The sequence below is a fragment of the Reinekea thalattae genome, from assembly GCF_008041945.1.
Lineage (GTDB): Bacteria > Pseudomonadota > Gammaproteobacteria > Pseudomonadales > Natronospirillaceae > Reinekea > Reinekea thalattae.
In genome coordinates this window covers 301,574-322,770 of record NZ_VKAD01000002.1, presented here as the reverse complement: position 1 = coordinate 322,770, position 21,197 = coordinate 301,574, and the positions used below count along the sequence as shown (strand labels likewise).

The following is a 21,197-nucleotide window of genomic DNA, read 5'->3' as shown; positions in this document are numbered from 1 at the left end:
ATACTCAGAGACACACCCCAAGCTTAGGAGAAATGCATGCTTATCGAGTCGGCCTTAGCAAAAGCAGAGCTCGCATCGCACAATACAGGGGTTAACCTAACCTCAAAGCGAAAGCAGGTACTGGCGTTACTCATGGCCAGTGAGCGCGCGTTATCGGCCTATGACTTGGCAGACCATTATCGCGAACAGTTTGAACAATCGGTTCCAGCGATGTCGATCTATCGGATGCTTGGCTTTTTAACTGAAAACAATCTCGCGCATAAGCTCAGCTCAGAAAATAAATTTATCAGCTGTGCTCATTCTACCTGCAGTCACGATCACGGCGTGCCGCAATTTTTAATCTGCCAAGGTTGCCAACAAGTGAAAGAAGTTTTGCTCGATAAAAAGCTGTTTCAAGATATACAACAGGCGGTCAGCGATGCCGACTTTGTACTTGCGGATCCGCAATTAGAACTTAAATGCTTGTGCCAAAGCTGCGCCAGCGCGCAATAGTAGCAACAGCACCGTTAAAGCTTTAAACCCATCGATGCTAACTAATAGCTGCTTGAGCTTGGGGTTTCACTTTTCCAGCAACACGTTCAAATGTGCTAACGATACCTTGAACGATACAACTCTGAGTAGTACCTAAGAAACCACCCTACTTTTCTTTAATCAAAAAAAACCCGCTACATAGCGGGTTTTTCAAACTGTCTTAAGCGGGCATTTATTATGCCGCTAGAGCAGATTTAGCCTGTTCAGCGATAGCAGCAAAAACTGGCTTATCGTGTACTGCGATATCTGCTAATACCTTACGGTCAATTTCAACGTCAGCCTTTTTAAGACCGTTGATGAACTTGCTGTAAGAAAGACCGTTTACGCGAGCTTCAGCATTGATACGAGCAATCCACAATGCGCGGAATTGACGTTTACGCTGACGGCGGTCACGGTAAGCATATTGACCTGCTTTAATGACTGCCTGTTTAGCTACACGGAAAACTCGTGAACGAGCACCGTAATAACCTTTAGCTTGCTTTAATACTTTTTTGTGACGACGACGAGCGATCACACCGCGTTTAACACGTGCCATAGATTAGTCTCCTTAAGATTCAGCGATTAGATGTAAGGCAGCATGCGCTTAATAAGCGGCTTATCTGCATCAGCAATTTGCAAGGTGCTTCGTAGTTGACGAATACGCTTGCTGCTTTTCTTAGTGAGAATATGGCTACGGAAAGACTGCTTGTGTTTAAAGCCGTTTGCCGTGCGCTTAAAACGCTTTTTAGCGCCTGAATTACTTTTAATTTTTGGCATTTTCAATCTCCTGATTTACTTCAATTACCGTGTTGCGTCCGTACTACAGAGGCTCTTGCTTACCGTTGGTTAAAACGGTGCTATCACCAGAGCGACCCTCGAAGCTAACGGTTGCCTTAACATTAAAAACGGCCATTCCATAGAATGGCCGCTTATGGAACCAAAGGTTATGTAACGAAAAATAGCCTCTGGCTTTGCAGTGACAGCCTTAACTGCCGCTGCAAATAGCTTTACTTACTCTCTTACTTTTTCTTAACCGGCGCCAACACCATAGTTAACTGACGACCTTCCATTTTTGGACGTTGTTCTACCGTACCAAAATCTTCTAAGTCGTTTTCAACCCGCTTGAGCAATTCCATACCCAATTCTTGGTGTGCCATTTCACGACCGCGGTAACGCAGTGTGACTTTGGCTTTGTTGCCTTCTTCAAGAAAACGAGTCAAGTTACGCAACTTAACGTTGTAGTCACCAATATCGGTATTCGGACGGAATTTAATTTCCTTAACCTGAACTTGCGACTGTTTTTTTCGTGCCGCAGCTTTTTGCTTCTTCTCTTCATAAAGCTTTTTGCCCAAGTCCATAATCTTGGCAACCACTGGGTCGGCATTGGAAATTTGAACCAACTCCAAACCGGCTGCTTTGGCCTGTGCAATCGCTTCGTCAAGAGGAGTAATACCTAGCTGCTCACCCTCTGCCGAAATTAATCGAACTTCCGTCGCGTCAATCTGTTCATTGATGACGTGTCGGCTATCGTTTTTAGCCGTTCTCGCGTTACGTTTTATAACTTGTACTCCATATACGTTATTGGGTTATTCGCTAATACGACCTTTACGGGCGATATCTTTAGCCAATAGCTCATTAAATTCAGCCAATGTCATGACCCCTAAATCGTCACCTTCTCGAGTTCGAACAGCAACTGTGCCGTTTTCGACCTCTTTATCACCAATAACGATTAAATAAGGGATACGCTGAATTGTGTGCTCGCGGATTTTAAAGCCGATCTTCTCATTTCTCAAGTCAGCTTTGGCCCGAATGCCCTGATTTTCGAGATTTTGTGCAATTTTTTGCACAGAATCGGCCTGAGCATCGGTAATGTTACACACCATTACTTGAGTTGGCGCTAACCAAGCCGGCATTGCACCTGCATATTGCTCGATCAAAATACCGATAAAGCGCTCAAAACTACCCACAATGGCACGGTGCAGCATCACTGGAACTTTACGTTCACCCTGCTCGTCGACATATTGCGCGTCTAAACGACCCGGCATCGAGAAATCGACCTGAATAGTACCGCATTGCCATAAACGACCTAAGCTGTCTTTCAATGTGAACTCGACTTTCGGGCCATAAAAAGCACCTTCGCCTGGCAAGTAATCCCAAGGTTTACCACTGGCGTCCAACGCTTCGGCCAATGCTTGCTCTGCCTGATCCCAAGATTCTTCAGAACCAACGCGTTTTTCTGGCCGTGTCGACAGCTTCAAGATGTAATCGTCGTAACCGAAATCGTGATACACCTCTTCCAACATCTGAATAAAGGATGCCACTTCGGCTTGGATCTGATCTTCTGTACAGAAGATGTGCGCATCGTCCTGAGTAAAGCCACGTACACGCATAATGCCGTGCAACGCACCCGATGCTTCGTTACGGTGACAAGAACCAAACTCCGCCAAACGTAACGGCAAATCACGGTAGCTTTTTAAGCCTTGGTTAAAGACCTGAACATGACACGGGCAGTTCATCGGCTTAATGGCGTTATCGCGCGCTTCACTGTGCGTGGTGAACATATCGTCACCAAACTTATCCCAGTGACCAGACTTTTCCCAAAGGGTACGGTCAACCACCATCGGCGTTTTAATTTCTTGGTAGCCATGCTCGTGTTGTTTTTTGCGCATGTACTGCTCAACAACCTGATACAGTGTCCAGCCGTTCGGGTGCCAAAACACCATACCCGGCGCTTCTTCCTGCAAATGGAAGAGATCAAGCTTTTTACCGATTTTACGGTGATCGCGCTTGGCCGCTTCTTCTAAGAACAACAGGTGTGCTTTGAGTTGTTTTTTATCGGCCCAAGCCGTGCCATAAATACGCTGCAACTGAGTATTGCTGCTGTCGCCACGCCAATAGGCACCAGAAATTCGCATCAACTTAAAGTGTTGGCAAAACTTCATGTTTGGTACGTGAGGACCACGGCACATATCAACGTATTCTTCGTGGTGATACAGCGCTGGCGAATCATCCTTGGCGATGTTTTGATCTAAAATTTCTAACTTGTAAGGCTCGTTACGCGCGGTGAACGCATCGACCGCGTCTTGCCAACTGCCTACTTTTTTAACGACATCGTAATTGGTTTTTGCCAATTCCAACATGCGCTTTTCTAACGCAACCAAGTCGTCTTCCGTTAATCGATGCTCCATATCGACATCGTAATAAAAACCGTTTTCGATGGTCGGGCCAATGGCCATTTTCACATCGGGGTACAGTTGCTTAATGGCATGACCCAACAGATGCGCACACGAATGGCGGATAATTTCTAAACCGTCTTCATCCTTCGGCGTGATAATTTCGACATTGGCGTCTTCTGTGACTAAATCACAAGCATCGACACGCTCACCATTGATACGACCAGCCAGCGTATTGCGCGCTAAGCCTGGGCCGATATCTTCGGCAATTTGCATAATAGAAACGGATTCTTCGAACTGGCGTTTAGAGCCATCAGGTAACGTAATAACAGGCATGTTGTTCTCCTACAGTGGTGACCTCTACCAAAGGCCACATGGGGATTCAAAATAAGGATCTTTTTAACTTTTATTCGTACCGAGCCGCCTACCCTTACCAAAGGACCGCGCAAACCCAGTACCAGTGCAAAAACACAAGGCGAAGGATGATAACAACTCAGTTAGTTATGAACAACGGCGAGCGTCAATTCGATTTCTGTTTTGCAGCAAGTTTTCCTAAGTGGCCTGTGCGGCCATGAGTGAGCCAGCATCATCGATTTCGATGACTTTACTTTTTAAGTGGCATATTCAGCCATAAATCCACCACCACGATACTAAACCTTACGTTCAAATAGTCAGTGCACGCCATATCTAATATAGTCACTGACATAACCGCCCCAAACTTATATATACGCCTATTTAACTTATATTTGTATTGAAAACCTTACTTATAAGCTTATTATAAGCTTATAAGTAAGCAGGATAGCTCATGAATAAAATCAGTTGGACAAAAAAGGCATTTAAGCAATTACGGAAAATTGCTACCAACGATCAAAAAATCATTGTTGCAAAGGTAGGCGCATTGGCAGCGTTCCCTGATGTTCAAAACATCAAACGATTAACCAACCACAGCCATACTTATCGCTTGCGGGTTGGCAACTACCGAGTATTTTTTGAACATGAAGAGCAACTAAGTGTGATTAAAATTGAAGAGGTTAAAAAGCGTGATGAACGAACCTACTAATGTACAAATCATTAACGACAACGCCGGACAACCAGCGTTTGCCGTTGTACCCTACAGCGAATGGCTGAAGCTATCTGCCCATGCCAGCGATGAAGCACTGATCCCACACGAAGTGGTGGAAATAATGGTCAACAAAAACGTATCGTTATTAAGCGCATGGCGACGATTTAAAAAACTAACCCAAGCGGAAATGGGCCAGCGACTAAACACTACCCAAGCGGCGGTAGCGCAATTAGAAGCCGTGGGAAACACACCACACGAAGCAACGCTGCACAGATGGGCTAATGCATTAAATGTTTCTGTCGATGCCTTGCGCGAAGATTAAACCTTTAAGCAAACCCCGCATACTGAATCTGTAATATTTCTAAGTGGCCTGTGCGGCCATGAACTCTGCGCTAGTGTACTCGATGATAATTACGCTCAAAGGATTGGAGCGCACTAAATTCAATATCTTCAATGATACAACCACACTAAAGACTTATACAGATAACAATTTAACTTATACTTATATATCAGCGGTGGTTTGAGAGGTGACAGAGTGAGCTTAGAACAAGAACTTATAACTAAGATTAGGACATCAATTGAAATACTTGAGTCTAATGTAGGCTACGAAGACAAGCATATTGAATCTGGAAATGTCTTAAATTATCTATCTGACGAAATACCTCAACAGTCAGATATTAAAACATTACATAATGCAAATTCTAGCTTATTATCATTAAGGTCCGGCGAGCGACAATTCAATATAAATACAAAGAAAATAAGCATGTCGCTTAAAAATTCCATTGGTTTTATAGAAGAAAAACCTTTTATTGAAAGACAAGAAAAAATACTTAAGCCATTAATTATTAAAGAAAAAATAACTTTAAAGTGGATTATGGAAAACCTAAGTTTGAAATGGGCTTGTATATTCATTGCGTCTTATATTACTGTTTTTTTACTGGGCTTAGGGGTTATTACTATCCAAGACATAATTAATAGGATTTCCATATAGCCATGCCAGAAAATTTTGATTACATACCCTATTTAATCGCGGGAGGATTTACCATTCTTGGTGCAATTATTACCACGATATCTGGATTTCTCCTTCAAATACAAAGTCATAAGTTAAATATAAAAAAAGAAAAGCTGAGGCTTCGAAAGAATAAAATAGAAGATTTATATATTGAGGTTTGTGAATGGGAGAGAGATCTATATAACATCAAGAGAATTTATGAAAAACATAGAGATGGCGAACTCCAATCCCTACAAGAATCTCTTTTGGAGTTAGATAGTTATAATTCCGAACCAATGAGAAGGTCAAGAATTAATATGATCTTAGATATTTATATTAAAGAACTAAAGCCTGATTTTAAAACCCTAAGGAATCAACAAATTAATGCGGTGATTAAAGCTGAAGGTGACCAAACTTATATTATGGAAGATTGGCAAAATTTATTTCGCTCCATCATTGATTTTAAATATAAAATATCCTCGATAAATTAATTTAAAAAATAAGATAAGAACCAGCGCCCAAGGCGCTAGTTCTAGCTATTTTACAGAATGTTTTAACTAGCTCAAAAATAAAGCCGGCTCACAGGCCCTCACACGCCAAAATGGCGCTGATTAATTGTGGGATCTCTGCTTGCTTTAAACCGGCAACATTAATACGGCCACCCTGTACGATATAAATACCGTAATCCTGTTTGAGCTTTTCGAGCATGGCATCAGAAAAGCCGGTTAGGCTGAACATGCCTTTATGCTGAGCAAAGTAGTCGTAGCGGTTGGATTGTGTTTTAGCTTGGAACTCGGCGACAAGCGCATTACGTAAGCCTTGAACGCGCTGGGTCATTTGTGTGAGCTCTTGTTTCCAAGTGGCCGTTAACGCCTCATCGTTTAAAATGGTTTTTACTACGCCTGCGCCGTGCGACGGCGGCATAGAATAAGAACCGCGCGCCAGCTCGCACATGAGTGCGCGTGAGTTAATGGCTTGCTGTTGCGTGTTGGTCACAACAATGGCTGCGCCAGTACGTTCGCGGTAGAGGCCAAAGTTTTTTGAGCAAGAGGTGGAAATTAGAACTTCTTCTACCTGATTAACAATAGTGTGTAGGCCTTTTAAATCTTCTACCAAGCCATCGCCCAAACCGTGATAGGCAATATCGACAAAGGGTAAAAAGCCGGTTTTATTGGCAAGTTCGGCAATGCTCTGCCAAGTATCTATACTGATGTCGGCACCACTTGGGTTATGGCAGCAGCCGTGCAGCAATACCACATCGTTTTCACCCAGCTCCGCCAATTTTGCCAGCATGGCTTGCTCGTCGACTAATTTTGTTTCTGGGTTTAAGTAAGGGTATTCGGCAACCTTAAGACCGGCCTTTTCCATAATGGGGCGGTGGTTAACGTAGCTTGGGTTACTGATCCAAACGGTAGCGTCGGGTTTGGTGGCGTAAATTAAATCGCCTAGGTTACGCAATGCGCCACTGGCGCCGGGCGTGTGTAATGCGGCGCAGCGGTTTAGGGCATCGGTGCCTTGCAATAAAAGCTTGGCAATCACTTCATTAAATTCGGCGTCGCCAATTAAGCCTTGGTACGCTTTAGTCGGCTCGCTATTGTGTAATAGGGTTTGCGCTTCAAGTACCGCCTGCATAATCGGCGTATTACCAGTATCGTCACGGTAAACACCAATACCCAAGTCCATTTTTTCGGTACGTGGGTCGTTTTTGTATTCGGTCATTAATGCGAGTATCGAATCGCCTTTTTTGGCAGGGATAGCTTGAAACATGAAGGCTCCATTTAAAGTGTCATGCGGGTGGTTAAGCATACCCTTAAATGCTGTTGCATTTCGAGCATCAAAACAGAAGATGCAATATCGATAGCGACGTTCTACAATGCGCCGCCTTGTAACGGCTATTGCCGTGCCGCAATGCCCTATAACGCTAGACAGAGGTATCTAATGCCAGCGCCAACCCGCGATAACATCCAAACTTGGATCGAAGACTTAAACTACGATTGCTACATTTGTGACGATTGCGATGGCCTGCACTTAGCCATTTGGGAGGCTAAATCTGGTGTTATGGAGGCTCGTTGTTTTGCTGAGTTAGACCGTTGTGCCTTTATGTTAGAAGTCGGCATTCGAGCTTCTGCTGTCTTGCCTTTGCAAGGCGCTATCCATTTTATGAACTTTGACTACAGTCTGGTCAAAGTCATGCTCAATATGACCGATTTTGACGTACCACGTTTATTGCTAACCCATGCACTGCCTGCGAATCACCTGACTGAAGTGCAGTTTAAAGAATGGTTGCCGCGCCTACTCGCCGAGATTGAAGCCATTTATGAGCAGCTAGTCGATATGGATGTTCTGCATGTCTCTGAGCAAGACATCACTGAAAGCGTTGAAGAAAAGCTGCATTAAGCCAACCTTAGGTAAATCTTTTTTATCTCAAAAACTAGCGCCGATAAAGCGCCTAACAAGAGCAAGACTTTATGATTCGCTCCCTGTTTAACAGCATTCCCCTTGGCGTTCGCTACGTTTTGTTTTCTGCCGTTGGCTTTTCGTTGATGAGCAGCCTAGTGAAGTTGGTCAGCGTGCACGGCATTCCGGTTATGGAAATCATCGCGGCGCGTTGTTTGGTTTCGGTAGTGATCAGCTATGTTGATGTAAAACGCAAAGGCATTAGTATTTGGGGTAACAATAAAAAGTGGCTCGTCGCTCGCGGCCTGATTGGTACTGTCTCGTTAATGTGCGTTTACTATGCTCTTTCGACGCTTCCTTTAGCCGAAGCAACCATCTTGCAATACACCCACCCTATTTTCACTTCATTGTTAGCATTGCTGTTTTTAGGCGAACACATTCGTTCAGCCACCGCTATTTGCATTGCGCTGTGCATTATTGGCTTAAGTTTTATGGTGGCACCAGATCTACTGTCGCAAGATCACAGCTACTTGCCATTAAAGAGTGTATTTATTGCTTTGCTTGGCGCGTCGGGAAGCTCAATTGCTTATGTCATTGTGCGTAAAATAAGTAACAGTGAAGATAGCTCAGTCATTATTTTTTACTTCCCCATTATTGCCTTACCAGTTTCAGTTATGCTGCTGGTGATCAGTGGCGATTTTGTGCTGCCTAATTTTCAAGTTTTAATCCAACTCCTGTTGATTGGCGTGATGACGCAGATTGGCCAAATTGGTTTAACCAAAGCCATGCAAACGCTCGATGCTGGAGTCGCCTCTGCTTACTCCTATATTCAGGTTGTATTTTCAGTGGCACTCGGCTGGCTGCTGTTTAAAGAAATTCCAATTTTAACCACGTGGATCGGCGGCTCTCTCATTATGGCTGGCGCGCTGATTAATTTATTAGGTGGTCGTAAAAAACCTTCCGCTTAAATCTCAGGCATAAAAAAGCCCCGTGCATTTGAGTATGACACGAGGCTTTTAGCTATTTAATAACTAACAGAACAGATCGATACGTTAGAGTGAGCTGCGACCTTTAGAGGCAGCGATTTTTAAACGCAAGGCATTAAGTTTAATAAAGCCTTCGGCATCTTTTTGATCGTAAGCGCCAGCATCTTCTTCCATGGTAGCGATTTTTTCATCGAATAGGCTTTCATCCGATTGGCGACCCACCACAATGACGTTGCCTTTATAAAGTTTTAAGCGCACTTTACCGGATACAAATTCTTGCGAGTCGTCGATCATTTTTTGCATCATCTTACGCTCAGGGCTCCACCAGTAGCCGTTATAAATCAACTCGGCGTATTTTGGCATTAGGCTGTCTTTTAGGTGAGCAACTTCGCGGTCTAACGTGATCGATTCAATAGCGCGGTGAGCACGTAACATGATGGTGCCGCCCGGTGTTTCGTAACAACCACGAGCTTTCATGCCGACGTAACGGTTTTCAACAATATCGATACGGCCAATGCCGTTTTCGCCGCCAACTTTATTTAGGTAAGTCAATACGGTTGCAGGTGTCATTGGTTTGCCGTCGATCGCGACGATGTCGCCTTTAACGTATTCCAATTCAATATAGGTTGGCTCGTCTGGTGCCGCTTCTGGGCTTACCGACCAACGCCACATGTCTTCTTCGGCTTCGACCCAAGGATCTTCTAAAATACCGCTCTCGTAAGAAATGTGCAGTAGGTTGGCATCCATAGAGTATGGCGATTTTTTCTTAGAGCTGGAGAAATCAACCGGGATTTTGTGCTCTTCGCAGTATTCCATTAAAGATTCGCGAGAGTTTAGATCCCATTCACGCCAAGGCGCGACAACTTTAACGCCGGGCTTAAGTGCATAAGCACCGAGTTCAAAACGCACTTGGTCGTTACCCTTACCGGTTGCTCCGTGAGCAATAGCATCGGCGCCGGTTTCATTGGCAATTTCAACCAAACGCTTGGCAATTAACGGACGAGCAATAGAGGTTCCTAACAGATACTCACCTTCGTAAATAGTGTTGGCGCGGAACATTGGGTAAACAAAGTCGCGGACAAACTCTTCACGTAAGTCTTCGATATAAATCTCTTTAATGCCCAGCGCTTCTGCTTTGGCACGTGCCGGCTCAACCTCTTCACCCTGGCCTAAATCGGCGGTAAAGGTAACAACTTCACAGTTGTAAGTTTCTGAGATCCATTTGGCGATAACCGAAGTATCTAGGCCGCCTGAATACGCGAGTACGACCTTTTTAATATCTGACATGAGGGCTCCCTAAAGACCAAATAGCTATTTTAAAACCAATAGCAATTTTAGAACGAATATAAATTCTGGCTGAAAAAAGCCCATTGTATGGTTTGCTAAGCGGTTTCACCAGTGAATTGCTTACAATTCATTCTTGCACAATATCGGCTGGCGCTGATTATTGAGATAAGAACGTGCGCCACAAAAAAGGCCATCTAAACAGACGGCCTTGATCGTTAGCTGAGCTTGAAGCTACTGAGTCAACTTAGTCGATATCTTCCATACCGTCATCAAGCCCCAGCTCTTTAATTTTACGAGTTAGGGTATTACGACCCCAACCCAGTAACTCAGCAGCGTCACGGCGACGGCCAGCGGTGTGTTTCAGTGCGGTTTCGATCATCACTCGCTCAAACGCCGGTACAGCTAAATCGAGAATGCGTGATTCACCGCGTGATAATTCACGATCGGTCCAGTTACGTAGCGATTGCTCCCAATTTTCATGACCGGTGCTTTGTACGCTTTCTTCGACCAATTCAGGTGGCAAGTCACTGATCAGTACTTCACGGCCAGAAGCCATCACGGTGATCCAGCGGCAGATGTTTTCAAGCTGGCGCACGTTGCCTGGCCAAGGTAAACGAGACAGGTAGGCTTCGGTATCTGGTCTTAAAGTCTTTGGTTCTACATCCAATTCTTCTGCGGCCTTGCGCAAGAAAAATTCCAGCAACTTAGGAATATCTTCTCGGCGGTTAGCCAGTTTTGGAATATGAATGCGGATCACATTAAGGCGGTGAAATAAATCTTCACGGAAACGCCCTTCTTCCACCAGCTGCTCTAAATTTTGGTGCGTTGCAGCGATGATGCGAACATCCACTTTAATCGGTGTATGACCACCGACACGATAAAACTCGCTGTCGGCCAATACCCGCAGCAAGCGCGTTTGCGTTTCTGCTGGCATGTCACCAATTTCATCTAAAAATAAGGTACCGCCATCGGCCTGTTCAAAACGACCTCGACGCTGATTTTGCGCGCCAGTAAAGGCGCCCTTTTCGTGACCAAAAAGCTCAGACTCCATTAAATCACGTGGAATAGCGGCCATATTTAAGGCAATAAATGGGTCTTCTTTACGTGGGCTGTGGCGATGCAATGCCTGCGCAACCAGCTCTTTACCAGTACCAGATTCGCCATTAATCAATACCGTAATATTACTTTGGGAAAGCCGACCAATAGCTCGAAACACTTCCTGCATAGCTGGTGCTTCACCGATGATCTCGGTCGCGGTTGGGTTTTTTGGCATTTCATCTTCAACCGGCTTATGTTTCGCACTGTGCTCAATGGCTCGTTCGACCAACGAAAGCGCTTCGTCGACATCAAACGGCTTCGGCAAGTACTCAAATGCACCGCCTTGGAAAGAAGCCACTGCGCTGTCTAAGTCGGAATGGGCAGTCATAATAATAACTGGAATATCAGGGTATTCGCCCTGTACTCGCTCCAGCAACTGAAGGCCATCCATGCCATCCATGCGGACATCGCTCATGATGATATCCGGAACCTGATGCTGCAGCTTTCGTAGCAAGCTTTCGCCATTTTCAAAAACCGTGCAGTCGTAATTATGCTTAGTGAGTGCACGCTCTAATACCCAGCGTATAGATCGATCATCATCGACCACCCAGATATTACTTACCTTAGCCATTTGCTACCTCCAATGGAAAATAAACGCTGAAGCGAGTGCGTCCTGGTGCACTTTCGCATTCAACGGTACCGTTATGTAATTCCGTCAACTGCTGAACAACGGAAAGCCCTAATCCGGTGCCAGAAGCACGCCCGGATATCATCGGATAAAATATTTTTTCTAATAGGTCGCGTTTAATGCCCGGACCGTTATCAATCACATCGACACGAACCACAATACGGTGACGTTGCTGACGAATAGTAAACTGGCGCACGGTTCGCGTTTTAAAGGTAATACGCGGATTTGGCCGGTCGTTTTCAGTAAGCGCCTGTAATGCATTGCGAGCGATATTTAAAAACACTTGGATAAGTTGGGCTTCATCACCAATAAATTCTGGAATCGATGGGTCGTAATCACGCACCAACTCAATTCGGTCACCAGACTCTGCTTTAAGTAATGAAAATACCCGCTCGACAACCTGGTGAATGTTCAAACGTGAAAAATCAGGTAATTGGTGACTGCCGAGTAATCGGTCAACCAAGGTTCTCAAACGATCCGCCTCTTCGATAATCACCTTGGTGTATTCTTGCAAATCTTCATTCGGCAATTCTGCCGCTAACAGCTGAGCAGCACCGCGAATGCCACCTAATGGATTTTTAATTTCGTGCGCCAAACCTCGCACCATGTGACGGCTGGTTTCGGTTTGATCAACTCGACCTTCATCACGATTAATGCGCACTGCACGTTCAGCGGGCAGCATCTCCAAAATGATGCGCAGTTCATCGCCATCCATAAAAGGACTTAAAATAAAGTCCAATGTAACGTCTTCAGTTAGGTGTGCGAGCTGCCAATTAGCTGAGCGTACCGAAACGGACGCACCCTCTTTGACCATTGAAGAAAATACCGTTTGGATCTCAACCGGATCAACAAACAGGCTGTCAAATGTCTGCCCCAGCAACTGTTTCTCCGAGCGAACCAGTAATAACTCGGCTGACGAATTTAAGTGCTCAACTCGATAGGCACTATCAAGTACAGCCACTGCCGTATATTGGTGCTCGATAATGCGATGAAATTCAGAATCTAAATCTACCACTGATAGAACCTTGCTATTAATCTCATAAGCAAACGCAAAAAGCAGGCCACACTGCATTTTCGAAGCAGGCTTTAGGGGTTTCTTTACCAGAGAGATGCATTAATGTGAGGGAGTTACCTTTCTGCAACCGTTAACCAGCAACCGATTGCAACACTATTGTAATTTTGGTGCAGAAAAATCAAAGGCTCGACTTTTTTACAACTAAACAGCACTATTTCAGCGCACCAAAGACCCAAAAACGCCCCATTATAACGCAATAGAAGAATTCAGCGCACCATAAGTTTCCTCTGGGTTTACAGGCTATAGGACCAAGACTTGGGCACTTAGCATTTCCATTGCACCGGTCGCTGTCGTTAAATGTGAAGCGAGCCTTAAGGTCGGCTCGTTTTGCGCGCGATAAAAAAGCCGGCATTCGGCGTTAAGCGATAACTGCCTTTTTGCTCTATCTGCTGACGAATAACGCTTTCAAGCTCCGGCCAGTGCTCAGCTAACCAATCAGCATCAGCACCGTGCAAGCGTTTTTGTAAATAGACTCGAATCGGCTCAGCACTAGGTAGGTTGAGGTAATTATCGTATTCGAACTGATCAACTCGACCAAACAGGCTGGCCAGAGCCTGATAACCATTATCCAAGCCAAATCGGCTGGCTAAATGACCAGTCGGCCAATGCATTTTCGGTTGATACCGAGCCAGCAAGGATTGTAATTCATGCAGGTGCTTCGCTCCCATTGTCGAACAGATCAGCACGCCACCGTCATTGAGTGAAACGGCTATTTCAGCCAGCAAACGATACAGGTTGTCAGCATAAAAAAGGTTATGGTTGGCGATAATAACATCAAAGCCGGATTCTGAGCATTCCGACAGCCGGTTGAAGTCTAAAGACTGGTAACGAATATGGTGATCACTTTGCGCCACGCTGGAGACATTACGCTGAGCCACATCAAGAATGCGACTGTCGATGTCAGTTAACAAAATGTCACAGCGACTCCATCGAGGCAGCAAATAGCGCCACAGATCGCCATCACCACAGCCAAGTTCCAATACACGTTTATTTGATAAGGTACCTAGCAGACCGGCTTGCCATTCAAAAAACACCTGTTCAGAGGTAGAAAAGTCATACAGCCGTAAACGGGTTTGAATTTCTAGTTCAACACCGCCGTTTAATTCAAAGGCCATCATGGTTAGATACTCCCATGGCATCAATAGTTAGTTATCGTTGTAGGCTATTTTTTCTGAGCTGCTCGTCTTTGCAGCATGGGCTTGTTATTGTTATGCCCTGCACGCGATTGGCCTGAGTTAATAAGGCTTGAGTGCTTTGCTGCGCTGATCCTATTGGCTGAATCGATTGTAGCTGGCCGCTCACGAATAGCGGACAACAAACGGCTAAGCCATTAACCGAGACCTGAACAGCAATAAATTACTTCAACATGCTACTTCGAGGCTGGTTTTGCTCGGTAGCATACTTATATAATAAGCTTCAGCCAATTTAACAATCAGCTTAAGCTAAGTCTATCTAAGCCGATAGATCAGAGTGTTAACATTCTACCGTCCGAAAGTGAGAGTAATATGAGCCGCCAGGCGACTATCGAAAGAAAAACCAATGAAACTCAAATCACCGTCACCGTCAATCTAGATGGAACGGGTAAAACTGAGCTTGATACATCGATGCCGTTCCTTGAACACATGTTGGATCAGATTGCTCGTCATGGTTTGATCGATTTGCATATTAACTGTCAGGGCGACAACTACATTGATGATCACCACAGCGCTGAAGACTTAGGCATCACCTTAGGCCAAGCCTTTAAAGAAGCGGTTGGCGATAAAAAAGGTATTCAGCGCTATGGCCATAGCTATGTACCTTTAGATGAAGCCTTATCGCGCGTGGTTATCGATTTTTCTGGCCGTCCAGGTCTGCACTTCGATTGCAACTTTACCCGCGACAAGATCGGCACCTTCGACACTGAGCTGTTTTCAGAGTTTTTCCAAGGGTTTGCCAATCACGCGCTTGTCACTCTGCACATCGATAACCTAAAGGGCAGCAATGCCCACCATCAGGCAGAAACGATCTTCAAAGCCTTTGGTCGTGCTGTGCGTATGGCGTTGGAAGCCGATGAACGTCAGCTTGACGTAATCCCTTCAACTAAAGGGTCGCTATAGTTATTTTTGTGCTGTCGTTATTTTGCTCACCCGTGGCCGTGTAAGGCCACTTCATTTAACCAGCAAATCGATCAGCATTAACTTAATAACTAAAGCAAGCTAATACGAATTAACAAGCACTAACTAAGTCGGCACCGCTACTGCTGCGGTGCCTTCTATAGAATGTTTTCCTCTTGGGTGCTTTCCTCTAGGTCGGTTGTCTTATCAGGCGATCTCAGACAAAACACCCAATTGACACATTGGAGCCTACCTTGAGCACTCAGCAACTCGCTATTATCGATTACGGCATGGGCAACCTGCATTCGGTCGCCAAAGCGATTGAACACGTCGCGCCAAACTTTTCTGTTGTCGTCACCTCAGACAAAGACATTATCGGCAATGCCGATCACGTTATCCTACCTGGTGTCGGTGCCATTCGAGACTGTATGGCAGAAATCCGCCAGCAACAGGTCGATACCGTGGTGCAATCCACTATCGAGTCAGGTAAACCTTTACTCGGCATCTGCGTTGGCATGCAAGCACTGCTAAAAAGCAGTGATGAAAATGACGGTACTGACTGTTTAAACCACTTTGATGGTGACGTTCAGCAATTCACCAAAGGGCTGGTTGACGAACAAGGCTTGCCGTTAAAAGTACCGCACATGGGTTGGAACCATGTACACCAGCGCGTTGATCACCCGCTGTGGCATAACATTGAAAGCGGCAGCCGTTTTTACTTTGTACACAGCTTTTATGCTCAAGCTAAAGCCGATTACACGGCTGGCAGTAGCCATTATGGTAACGAGTTCGCAGCGATGATCTATCGCGATAACATCTATGCCACGCAGTTTCACCCAGAAAAAAGCCACCAAGCAGGCTTACAGCTGCTAAAAAACTTCACCCAGTGGAACGGTCAGCTGTAACTAACAAACAGCTTATTGGCAACAGGAGTCACCTTATGCCCTTGGCAAAACGAATAATCCCCTGCTTAGATGTCGACCAAGGTCGCGTCGTTAAAGGCGTTAACTTCGTCAACATCCGCGATGCTGGCGACCCTGTCGAGGTTGCGAAACGCTATAACGAACAGGGCGCTGACGAAATCACCATGCTTGACATTACCGCCACACACGAAGGTCGCGGCACCATGATCGAAACGGTGCAAGCCATTGCAGGCCAAGTATTTATTCCGCTAACTGTAGGCGGCGGCATCCGAACGATCGATGATATTCGCACTATGCTTAATGCCGGTGCCGATAAAGTATCGATCAACTCAGCTGCCATCAGTAACCCTGAGTTTGTTCGCCAAGCCTCGCAGCGTTTTGGCGCGCAATGCATTGTCGTGGCCATTGACGCCAAAAAGGTTGATGACCACTGGGAGATATTTACCCACGGCGGCCGTAAACCAACCGGCATCAATGCCGTTGATTGGGCGGTTAAGATGGAACAATTTGGCGCCGGTGAGATCTTACTCACCAGCATGGATTGCGACGGCGTCAAAACAGGCTTCGATATCGCATTAACCCGTGCCGTTGCCGACGCGGTTAGCGTCCCGGTCATCGCCAGTGGTGGTGTTGGTAATTTGCAGCATCTCAGCGAAGGCGTATTGCAGGGGCATGCTGATGCTGTCTTAGCTGCCAGTATTTTTCACTTTGGTGAATTTACAATTGAACAAGCCAAGCAAGACATGGCGAAAAACGCCATTGAGGTTCGCCTTTAAACGGGCGATTCTTTAAGCATGGCAGGTTTAAGCGAGACACATTAAAACAAGCTATAGTCATCGTTCTGACATGCTAAACCGCTATCAATAGCTGCTCGTCAGCGCCAAATCGGCGCTGGCAGACACAGGATGATGTAAACCCTAAGCATCGACTACCAATCGCATGAACAAGCCACTAGAATCAAAGCGATAAATGAAAGCAACTTTTATAACAACAGAAACCATAACGACAGTATCTATAACGACAATAACAACTCAGCAGGCCGACTCCTTTTTTAGAGCCTCGCGCTTGCCAGTTCGCAGCTAAACTACGACTAATAATTTTAACATGAGGCAGTTTAACTATGATTCAACGAATAGGCGTACTAACCAGCGGTGGTGATGCCCCCGGAATGAACGCAGCTGTGCGCGCGGTTGTGCGTACCGCGCTTTCAAAAAACATTGAAGTGTATGGCGTATACGACGGCTATCGAGGCCTGTATCAAAATAAAATTGAGCAGCTCAAACGCCATGACGTCTCCGACATGATTAACCGTGGCGGCACCTTTTTAGGCTCAGCTCGATTCCCAGAATTTAAAGAAGTTGAAACCCGCGAAAAAGCGATCGAAAATTTAAAGCAGCATGATATTCAGGCACTGGTTGTGATCGGCGGTGACGGCTCTTACATGGGCGCAAAAAAGCTCACCGAAATGGGCTATCCCTGCATTGGCTTGCCCGGCACAATTGATAACGACATCGCTGGTACCGACTACACTATTGGTTTTCATACTGCATTAAACACTGTGCTGGATGCCATCGATCGACTTAGAGATACCTGCTCTTCTCACAACCGCATTTCTATTGTTGAAATCATGGGGCGTCACTGTGGTGACCTAACCATGATGGCTGCCATTGGTGGCGGTGCAGAATTCACCGTTATCCCTGAAAAAGAATTCAATCAGGCCGAGCTGGTTGACTCTATTTGCAAAGATGTAAAATCTGGTAAAAAGCATGCCATTATCGCCATTACCGAACACACCACCGATGTTAATAAGCTCGCTAACGAGATTGAAGCGGCGACAGGGCTTTCGACTCGAGCAACCATTTTAGGCCATACCCAGCGAGGTGGCGCGCCAGTCGCGTTTGATCGCATTATGGCCAGCCAAATGGGGGCCTATGCTGTAGAGCTCCTGATCAAAGGCGAAGGCGGCCGCTGCGTTGGTATTCAGAGTAATACATTGGTGCACCACGACATTATCGACGCCATTGAAAACATGCCGAGGCCGTTTAAGCAGGACATTTACGACCTGACAAAAACTTTAGCCTAAGCCTATATAACAACCGAGAAAGCTAAAGCATACCCTCGTGTATAGCCGGCAATTTCATAGGAGCTTTAACAGCTCCTTTTTTGCTTAAAACGAAGGTCAAACCGCACCGAATGCAAGCGAAAATTCGCTGCCTTTTTAAGTTCGCCACAGCGCTATTTTCTGTTAAAAAAAACGCCGAAATTCGATCGAGAAAACAGCCTTAGCGGCGCTAAAATTGATACATGTCAACTTTAGTAATAAGGCCTAGTTGATAATAACCTCAATGAATTTGCAGAGCGTGTTGAACTCACTTGGCTATGCAACTAACAAGATTTTAAGCGGTATCTAAGACCTGTTAGTTCGTTTGTATCGTTGATACAAATCAACCAGCCAAATGCAAATTAAGGTAGTCTGGTATCACTCTCTCCGGTAAGGGTTAATTCTTAACCTCCGGTTTTCGGGGAATGCGATACTGGGTTGTGTTGGCCTAATTTGGTTTATCTGGAATCTCCAGTCTCGATAAATCATCGCAACCCCCGACTCTTTTTATGCCTTCAACCGCTCACACTATTAATTTTTTAAACAGGTTAATACGTTAACTGTTTCAGAATTTTAACTTTTTAATTTTTAGTAACTTAGCGGAGAACACCCTATGACCGATACAAATCAAGCTTGGGCTGGTTTTAAAGATGGCGTTTGGAAAGAGTCTGTCGACGTACGCGACTTTATCCAAACTAACTACACTCCTTATGAAGGCGGTGACGACTTCTTAGCTGGTGCGACAGAGCGTACCAAAGAGCTTTGGGCCGATGTCATGAAGCTAGTCAGCATTGAGCAAAAAACTCAAGCACCTGTCGACTTTGACACCGAAGTTCCAAGCACTATCACTTCTCATGCAGCTGGTTACATCAACAAAGACAAAGAAGTTATCGTTGGCTTACAAACTGATGCACCTCTAAAACGCGGCATGATTCCTAACGGCGGTATCCGTATGGTTGAAGCTTCTTGCGAAGCATACGATCGCGAACTCAACCCACAGGTTAAAGAAATTTTCACCAAATACCGTAAAACACACAACGCAGGTGTATTCGATGCTTACACTCCTGATATGTTGAAGTGCCGTAAAGCAGGTATTGTTACAGGCTTGCCGGATGCTTACGGTCGTGGCCGAATCATTGGTGATTATCGTCGTGCTGCTCTTTACGGTACAGACGTCCTTATTGCTGATAAAAAAGCACAAAAAGCCTCTTTGAATAGCGAATTAAGCAGCGAAGAAATTATTCGTTTACGCGAAGAAATTTCAGAGCAAATTAAAGCGCTTGTTGAAATGACAGAAATGGCTGCCAGCTACGGTTTCGATATTTCTAAGCCTGCTGTCGATGCAAAAGAAGCAATTCAGTGGACTTACTTTGCCTACCTTGCTGCAGTAAAAAGCCAAAACGGCGCTGCAATGAGCTTTGGTCGTGTTTCTACCTTCTTAGATATCTACATTGAGCGTGATATTGCAGCAGGTAAAATTAACGAAGTCGATGCACAAGAAATGATCGACGACCTAGTGATTAAACTTCGTATGGTTCGTTTCTTACGTACTCCAGATTACGACCAACTATTCTCTGGCGACCCAACGTGGGTAACTGAGTCTATCGGTGGTATGAGCGAAGATGGCCGTACGCTAGTAACAAAAAGCAGCTTCCGTATGCTAAACACGCTTTATACTTTGGATGCGGCACCTGAGCCTAACCTTACCGTTCTTTGGTCAGAAAAAATGCCTAAAGGCTTTAAAGATTTTTGCTCTAAAGTCTCTATTGACACCAGCTCTATCCAATATGAAAACGATGACCTCATGATTGGTAAATTTGGTGATGACTATGGCATTGCTTGCTGTGTTTCTGCCATGCGTATTGGTAAGCAAATGCAGTTCTTCGGCGCTCGCTGTAACCTAGCTAAAACCATGCTGTACGGAATCAACGGCGGTATGGATGAGAAAATTGGTTTGCAAGTTGGTCCTAAGAAAGACGTATTAGCCGATGAGTACCTAGACTTTGATAAAGTTTGGAACCGTTTCGACGAATACATGCAATGGGTTGCTGGTGTTTACGTCAATACACTGAACGTTATTCACTATATGCACGATAAATACTCTTACGAAGCGGCTCAAATGGCACTGCACGATCGTGATGTTTACCGCACAATGGCATGTGGTATTGCAGGCCTTTCTGTTGTTGCTGACTCTTTCTCTGCCATTAAATACGGCAAAGTAAAAGCCATTCGTAACGAAGATGGTTATGTCACTGACTTCGAAATTTCAGGTGACTATCCAAAATTTGGTAACAACGATGACCGCGTTGACAGCATGGCTCAACAGATTGTAACTCGCTTTATGGATCTGGTTCGTCAAACTCCGACTTACCGTAATTCAACGCCAACACAATCTATCTTGACCATTACTTCTAACGTGGTTTACGGCAAGAAAACAGGTAACACTCCAGACGGCCGTAAAGCAGGCGAACCGTTTGCACCTGGTGCTAACCCAATGCACGGTCGTGATGAAAAAGGCGCTTTGGCTTCATTGTTATCGGTTGCTAAACTTCCGTACGACGATGCAGAAGACGGTATTTCTTACACCATGTCTTTGGTACCTGAATCACTAGGTAAAGAAGAAGGTAAAGCCAGCAACCTAACCGGTATGCTTGATGGTTACTTTGGTTCAGCAGGCCACCACATCAACGTTAACGTGTTAAACCGAGACATGTTAAAAGATGCGATGGAACACCCTGAAAACTACCCACAGTTGACCATTCGTGTTTCCGGCTATGCGGTGAACTTCGTCAAGCTGACTCGAGAGCAGCAAATGGATGTTATTAACCGTACCTTCCACGGCCAAATCTAAGCCGCGGTAAGCGATAAAACA

Annotated in this window: 21 protein-coding genes; 12 read left to right on the top strand and 9 right to left on the bottom strand. The window is 45.2% G+C overall.

Annotation, left to right across the window (positions count from 1 at the left end):
- Nucleotides 1–36: 36 nt before the first annotated feature.
- Complete coding sequence (locus tag FME95_RS11825) at nt 37–492, top strand: Fur family transcriptional regulator (RefSeq protein ID WP_147714691.1); 456 nt, start codon at nt 37–39, stop codon at nt 490–492.
- Between the two features lie 214 nt (nt 493–706).
- Here FME95_RS11825 and rplT read toward each other — a convergent pair whose 3' ends face one another.
- From rplT to thrS, 4 genes are all read right to left on the bottom strand, one after another.
- Nucleotides 707–1,066, bottom strand: a complete 360-nt coding sequence (gene rplT / locus FME95_RS11820; RefSeq protein WP_147714690.1) for a 50S ribosomal protein L20 — start codon at nt 1,064–1,066, stop codon at nt 707–709.
- Nucleotides 1,067–1,092: 26 nt separating this feature from the next.
- Entirely contained in the window at nt 1,093–1,287 is a 195-nt protein-coding gene (gene rpmI / locus FME95_RS11815) for a 50S ribosomal protein L35 (RefSeq protein ID WP_147714689.1), read from the bottom strand.
- Between the two features lie 242 nt (nt 1,288–1,529).
- Nucleotides 1,530–2,024 carry a translation initiation factor IF-3 gene (infC, locus tag FME95_RS11810; RefSeq protein ID WP_425468229.1) on the bottom strand — a complete coding sequence of 165 codons (495 nt, stop codon included), beginning with the start codon at nt 2,022–2,024 and terminating at the stop codon, nt 1,530–1,532.
- Nucleotides 2,025–2,096: 72 nt separating this feature from the next.
- A complete protein-coding gene (gene thrS / locus FME95_RS11805) occupies nt 2,097–4,019 on the bottom strand; it encodes a threonine--tRNA ligase (RefSeq protein ID WP_147714687.1) in 1,923 nt (640 codons plus the stop codon).
- Between the two features lie 469 nt (nt 4,020–4,488).
- On the opposite strand from thrS, the gene FME95_RS11800 reads away from it, so the two are divergent.
- The 4 genes from FME95_RS11800 to FME95_RS11785 all read left to right on the top strand — a co-directional run bounded on the left by FME95_RS11800 (nt 4,489) and on the right by FME95_RS11785 (nt 6,228).
- Nucleotides 4,489–4,743 (top strand): type II toxin-antitoxin system RelE family toxin, encoded by a 255-nt coding sequence (locus tag FME95_RS11800; RefSeq protein ID WP_147714686.1) that lies wholly within the window; start codon nt 4,489–4,491, stop codon nt 4,741–4,743.
- The gene (locus tag FME95_RS11795) at nt 4,727–5,068 is read left to right on the top strand and encodes a helix-turn-helix domain-containing protein (RefSeq protein ID WP_147714685.1); all 342 of its coding nucleotides are present in this window, start codon (nt 4,727–4,729) and stop codon (nt 5,066–5,068) included. Before FME95_RS11800 ends, FME95_RS11795 begins: the two co-directional genes overlap by 17 nt.
- A gap of 213 nt (nt 5,069–5,281) precedes the next feature.
- Nucleotides 5,282–5,737 carry a hypothetical protein gene (locus tag FME95_RS11790; RefSeq protein ID WP_147714684.1) on the top strand — a complete coding sequence of 152 codons (456 nt, stop codon included), beginning with the start codon at nt 5,282–5,284 and terminating at the stop codon, nt 5,735–5,737.
- A gap of 2 nt (nt 5,738–5,739) precedes the next feature.
- Nucleotides 5,740–6,228: a hypothetical protein gene (locus FME95_RS11785; RefSeq protein ID WP_147714683.1), complete on the top strand. Its 489-nt coding sequence runs from the start codon at nt 5,740–5,742 to the stop codon at nt 6,226–6,228.
- A gap of 88 nt (nt 6,229–6,316) precedes the next feature.
- Here the strand turns inward: FME95_RS11785 and FME95_RS11780 are convergent, their stop codons facing one another.
- Entirely contained in the window at nt 6,317–7,504 is a 1,188-nt protein-coding gene (locus FME95_RS11780; RefSeq protein WP_147714682.1) for an amino acid aminotransferase, read from the bottom strand.
- 171 nt (nt 7,505–7,675) lie between these two features.
- Here FME95_RS11780 and FME95_RS11775 point away from each other — a divergent pair, with 171 nt between their 5' ends.
- On the top strand, nt 7,676–8,134 hold the full coding sequence (locus tag FME95_RS11775; RefSeq protein ID WP_147714681.1) for a YbjN domain-containing protein: 459 nt from the start codon (nt 7,676–7,678) through the stop codon (nt 8,132–8,134).
- A 71-nt stretch (nt 8,135–8,205) separates the two neighbouring features.
- A complete protein-coding gene (locus FME95_RS11770; protein WP_147714680.1) occupies nt 8,206–9,102 on the top strand; it encodes a DMT family transporter in 897 nt (298 codons plus the stop codon).
- Between the two features lie 84 nt (nt 9,103–9,186).
- Here FME95_RS11770 and FME95_RS11765 read toward each other — a convergent pair whose 3' ends face one another.
- The 4 genes from FME95_RS11765 to FME95_RS11750 form a co-directional block, all read right to left on the bottom strand.
- A complete protein-coding gene (locus FME95_RS11765) occupies nt 9,187–10,407 on the bottom strand; it encodes an argininosuccinate synthase (protein ID WP_147714679.1) in 1,221 nt (406 codons plus the stop codon).
- Between the two features lie 244 nt (nt 10,408–10,651).
- The gene (gene ntrC, locus FME95_RS11760; RefSeq protein ID WP_147714678.1) at nt 10,652–12,076 is read right to left on the bottom strand and encodes a nitrogen regulation protein NR(I); all 1,425 of its coding nucleotides are present in this window, start codon (nt 12,074–12,076) and stop codon (nt 10,652–10,654) included.
- Nucleotides 12,069–13,148 carry a nitrogen regulation protein NR(II) gene (gene glnL, locus FME95_RS11755; protein ID WP_246109369.1) on the bottom strand — a complete coding sequence of 360 codons (1,080 nt, stop codon included), beginning with the start codon at nt 13,146–13,148 and terminating at the stop codon, nt 12,069–12,071. Before glnL ends, ntrC begins: the two co-directional genes overlap by 8 nt.
- A 371-nt stretch (nt 13,149–13,519) precedes the next feature.
- The gene (locus FME95_RS11750; protein WP_187265520.1) at nt 13,520–14,326 is read right to left on the bottom strand and encodes a class I SAM-dependent methyltransferase; all 807 of its coding nucleotides are present in this window, start codon (nt 14,324–14,326) and stop codon (nt 13,520–13,522) included.
- Between the two features lie 387 nt (nt 14,327–14,713).
- On the opposite strand from FME95_RS11750, the gene hisB reads away from it, so the two are divergent.
- The 5 genes from hisB to pflB all read left to right on the top strand — a co-directional run bounded on the left by hisB (nt 14,714) and on the right by pflB (nt 21,176).
- Nucleotides 14,714–15,304 carry an imidazoleglycerol-phosphate dehydratase HisB gene (gene hisB, locus FME95_RS11745; protein WP_147714675.1) on the top strand — a complete coding sequence of 197 codons (591 nt, stop codon included), beginning with the start codon at nt 14,714–14,716 and terminating at the stop codon, nt 15,302–15,304.
- A 251-nt stretch (nt 15,305–15,555) separates the two neighbouring features.
- The gene (hisH, locus tag FME95_RS11740) at nt 15,556–16,206 is read left to right on the top strand and encodes an imidazole glycerol phosphate synthase subunit HisH (protein ID WP_147714674.1); all 651 of its coding nucleotides are present in this window, start codon (nt 15,556–15,558) and stop codon (nt 16,204–16,206) included.
- Between the two features lie 35 nt (nt 16,207–16,241).
- Nucleotides 16,242–17,000, top strand: a complete 759-nt coding sequence (hisF, locus tag FME95_RS11735) for an imidazole glycerol phosphate synthase subunit HisF (RefSeq protein WP_147714673.1) — start codon at nt 16,242–16,244, stop codon at nt 16,998–17,000.
- A 344-nt stretch (nt 17,001–17,344) separates the two neighbouring features.
- Nucleotides 17,345–18,307, top strand: coding sequence for a 6-phosphofructokinase (pfkA, locus tag FME95_RS11730; RefSeq protein ID WP_147714672.1), 963 nt, complete (start codon nt 17,345–17,347; stop codon nt 18,305–18,307).
- A 631-nt stretch (nt 18,308–18,938) separates the two neighbouring features.
- On the top strand, nt 18,939–21,176 hold the full coding sequence (pflB, locus tag FME95_RS11725; protein ID WP_147714671.1) for a formate C-acetyltransferase: 2,238 nt from the start codon (nt 18,939–18,941) through the stop codon (nt 21,174–21,176).
- The last annotated feature ends 21 nt before the right edge of the window (nt 21,177–21,197 follow it).

What these genes read in the sequence shown, in the direction of transcription:
- rplT (WP_147714690.1), bottom strand. Translation starts at nt 1,066, where the DNA reads ATGGCACGTGTTAAACGCGGTGTGATCGCTCGTCGTCGTCACAAAAAA.
- hisB (WP_147714675.1), top strand. Translation starts at nt 14,714, where the DNA reads ATGAGCCGCCAGGCGACTATCGAAAGAAAAACCAATGAAACTCAAATC.
- FME95_RS11795 (WP_147714685.1), top strand. Translation starts at nt 4,727, where the DNA reads ATGAACGAACCTACTAATGTACAAATCATTAACGACAACGCCGGACAA.
- FME95_RS11785 (WP_147714683.1), top strand. Translation starts at nt 5,740, where the DNA reads ATGCCAGAAAATTTTGATTACATACCCTATTTAATCGCGGGAGGATTT.
- thrS (WP_147714687.1), bottom strand. Translation starts at nt 4,019, where the DNA reads ATGCCTGTTATTACGTTACCTGATGGCTCTAAACGCCAGTTCGAAGAA.
- rpmI (WP_147714689.1), bottom strand. Translation starts at nt 1,287, where the DNA reads ATGCCAAAAATTAAAAGTAATTCAGGCGCTAAAAAGCGTTTTAAGCGC.
- FME95_RS11825 (WP_147714691.1), top strand. Translation starts at nt 37, where the DNA reads ATGCTTATCGAGTCGGCCTTAGCAAAAGCAGAGCTCGCATCGCACAAT.
- hisF (WP_147714673.1), top strand. Translation starts at nt 16,242, where the DNA reads ATGCCCTTGGCAAAACGAATAATCCCCTGCTTAGATGTCGACCAAGGT.
- FME95_RS11800 (WP_147714686.1), top strand. Translation starts at nt 4,489, where the DNA reads ATGAATAAAATCAGTTGGACAAAAAAGGCATTTAAGCAATTACGGAAA.
- FME95_RS11750 (WP_187265520.1), bottom strand. Translation starts at nt 14,326, where the DNA reads ATGATGGCCTTTGAATTAAACGGCGGTGTTGAACTAGAAATTCAAACC.
- ntrC (WP_147714678.1), bottom strand. Translation starts at nt 12,076, where the DNA reads ATGGCTAAGGTAAGTAATATCTGGGTGGTCGATGATGATCGATCTATA.
- pflB (WP_147714671.1), top strand. Translation starts at nt 18,939, where the DNA reads ATGACCGATACAAATCAAGCTTGGGCTGGTTTTAAAGATGGCGTTTGG.
- FME95_RS11765 (WP_147714679.1), bottom strand. Translation starts at nt 10,407, where the DNA reads ATGTCAGATATTAAAAAGGTCGTACTCGCGTATTCAGGCGGCCTAGAT.
- FME95_RS11775 (WP_147714681.1), top strand. Translation starts at nt 7,676, where the DNA reads ATGCCAGCGCCAACCCGCGATAACATCCAAACTTGGATCGAAGACTTA.
- FME95_RS11780 (WP_147714682.1), bottom strand. Translation starts at nt 7,504, where the DNA reads ATGTTTCAAGCTATCCCTGCCAAAAAAGGCGATTCGATACTCGCATTA.
- pfkA (WP_147714672.1), top strand. Translation starts at nt 17,345, where the DNA reads ATGATTCAACGAATAGGCGTACTAACCAGCGGTGGTGATGCCCCCGGA.
- FME95_RS11770 (WP_147714680.1), top strand. Translation starts at nt 8,206, where the DNA reads ATGATTCGCTCCCTGTTTAACAGCATTCCCCTTGGCGTTCGCTACGTT.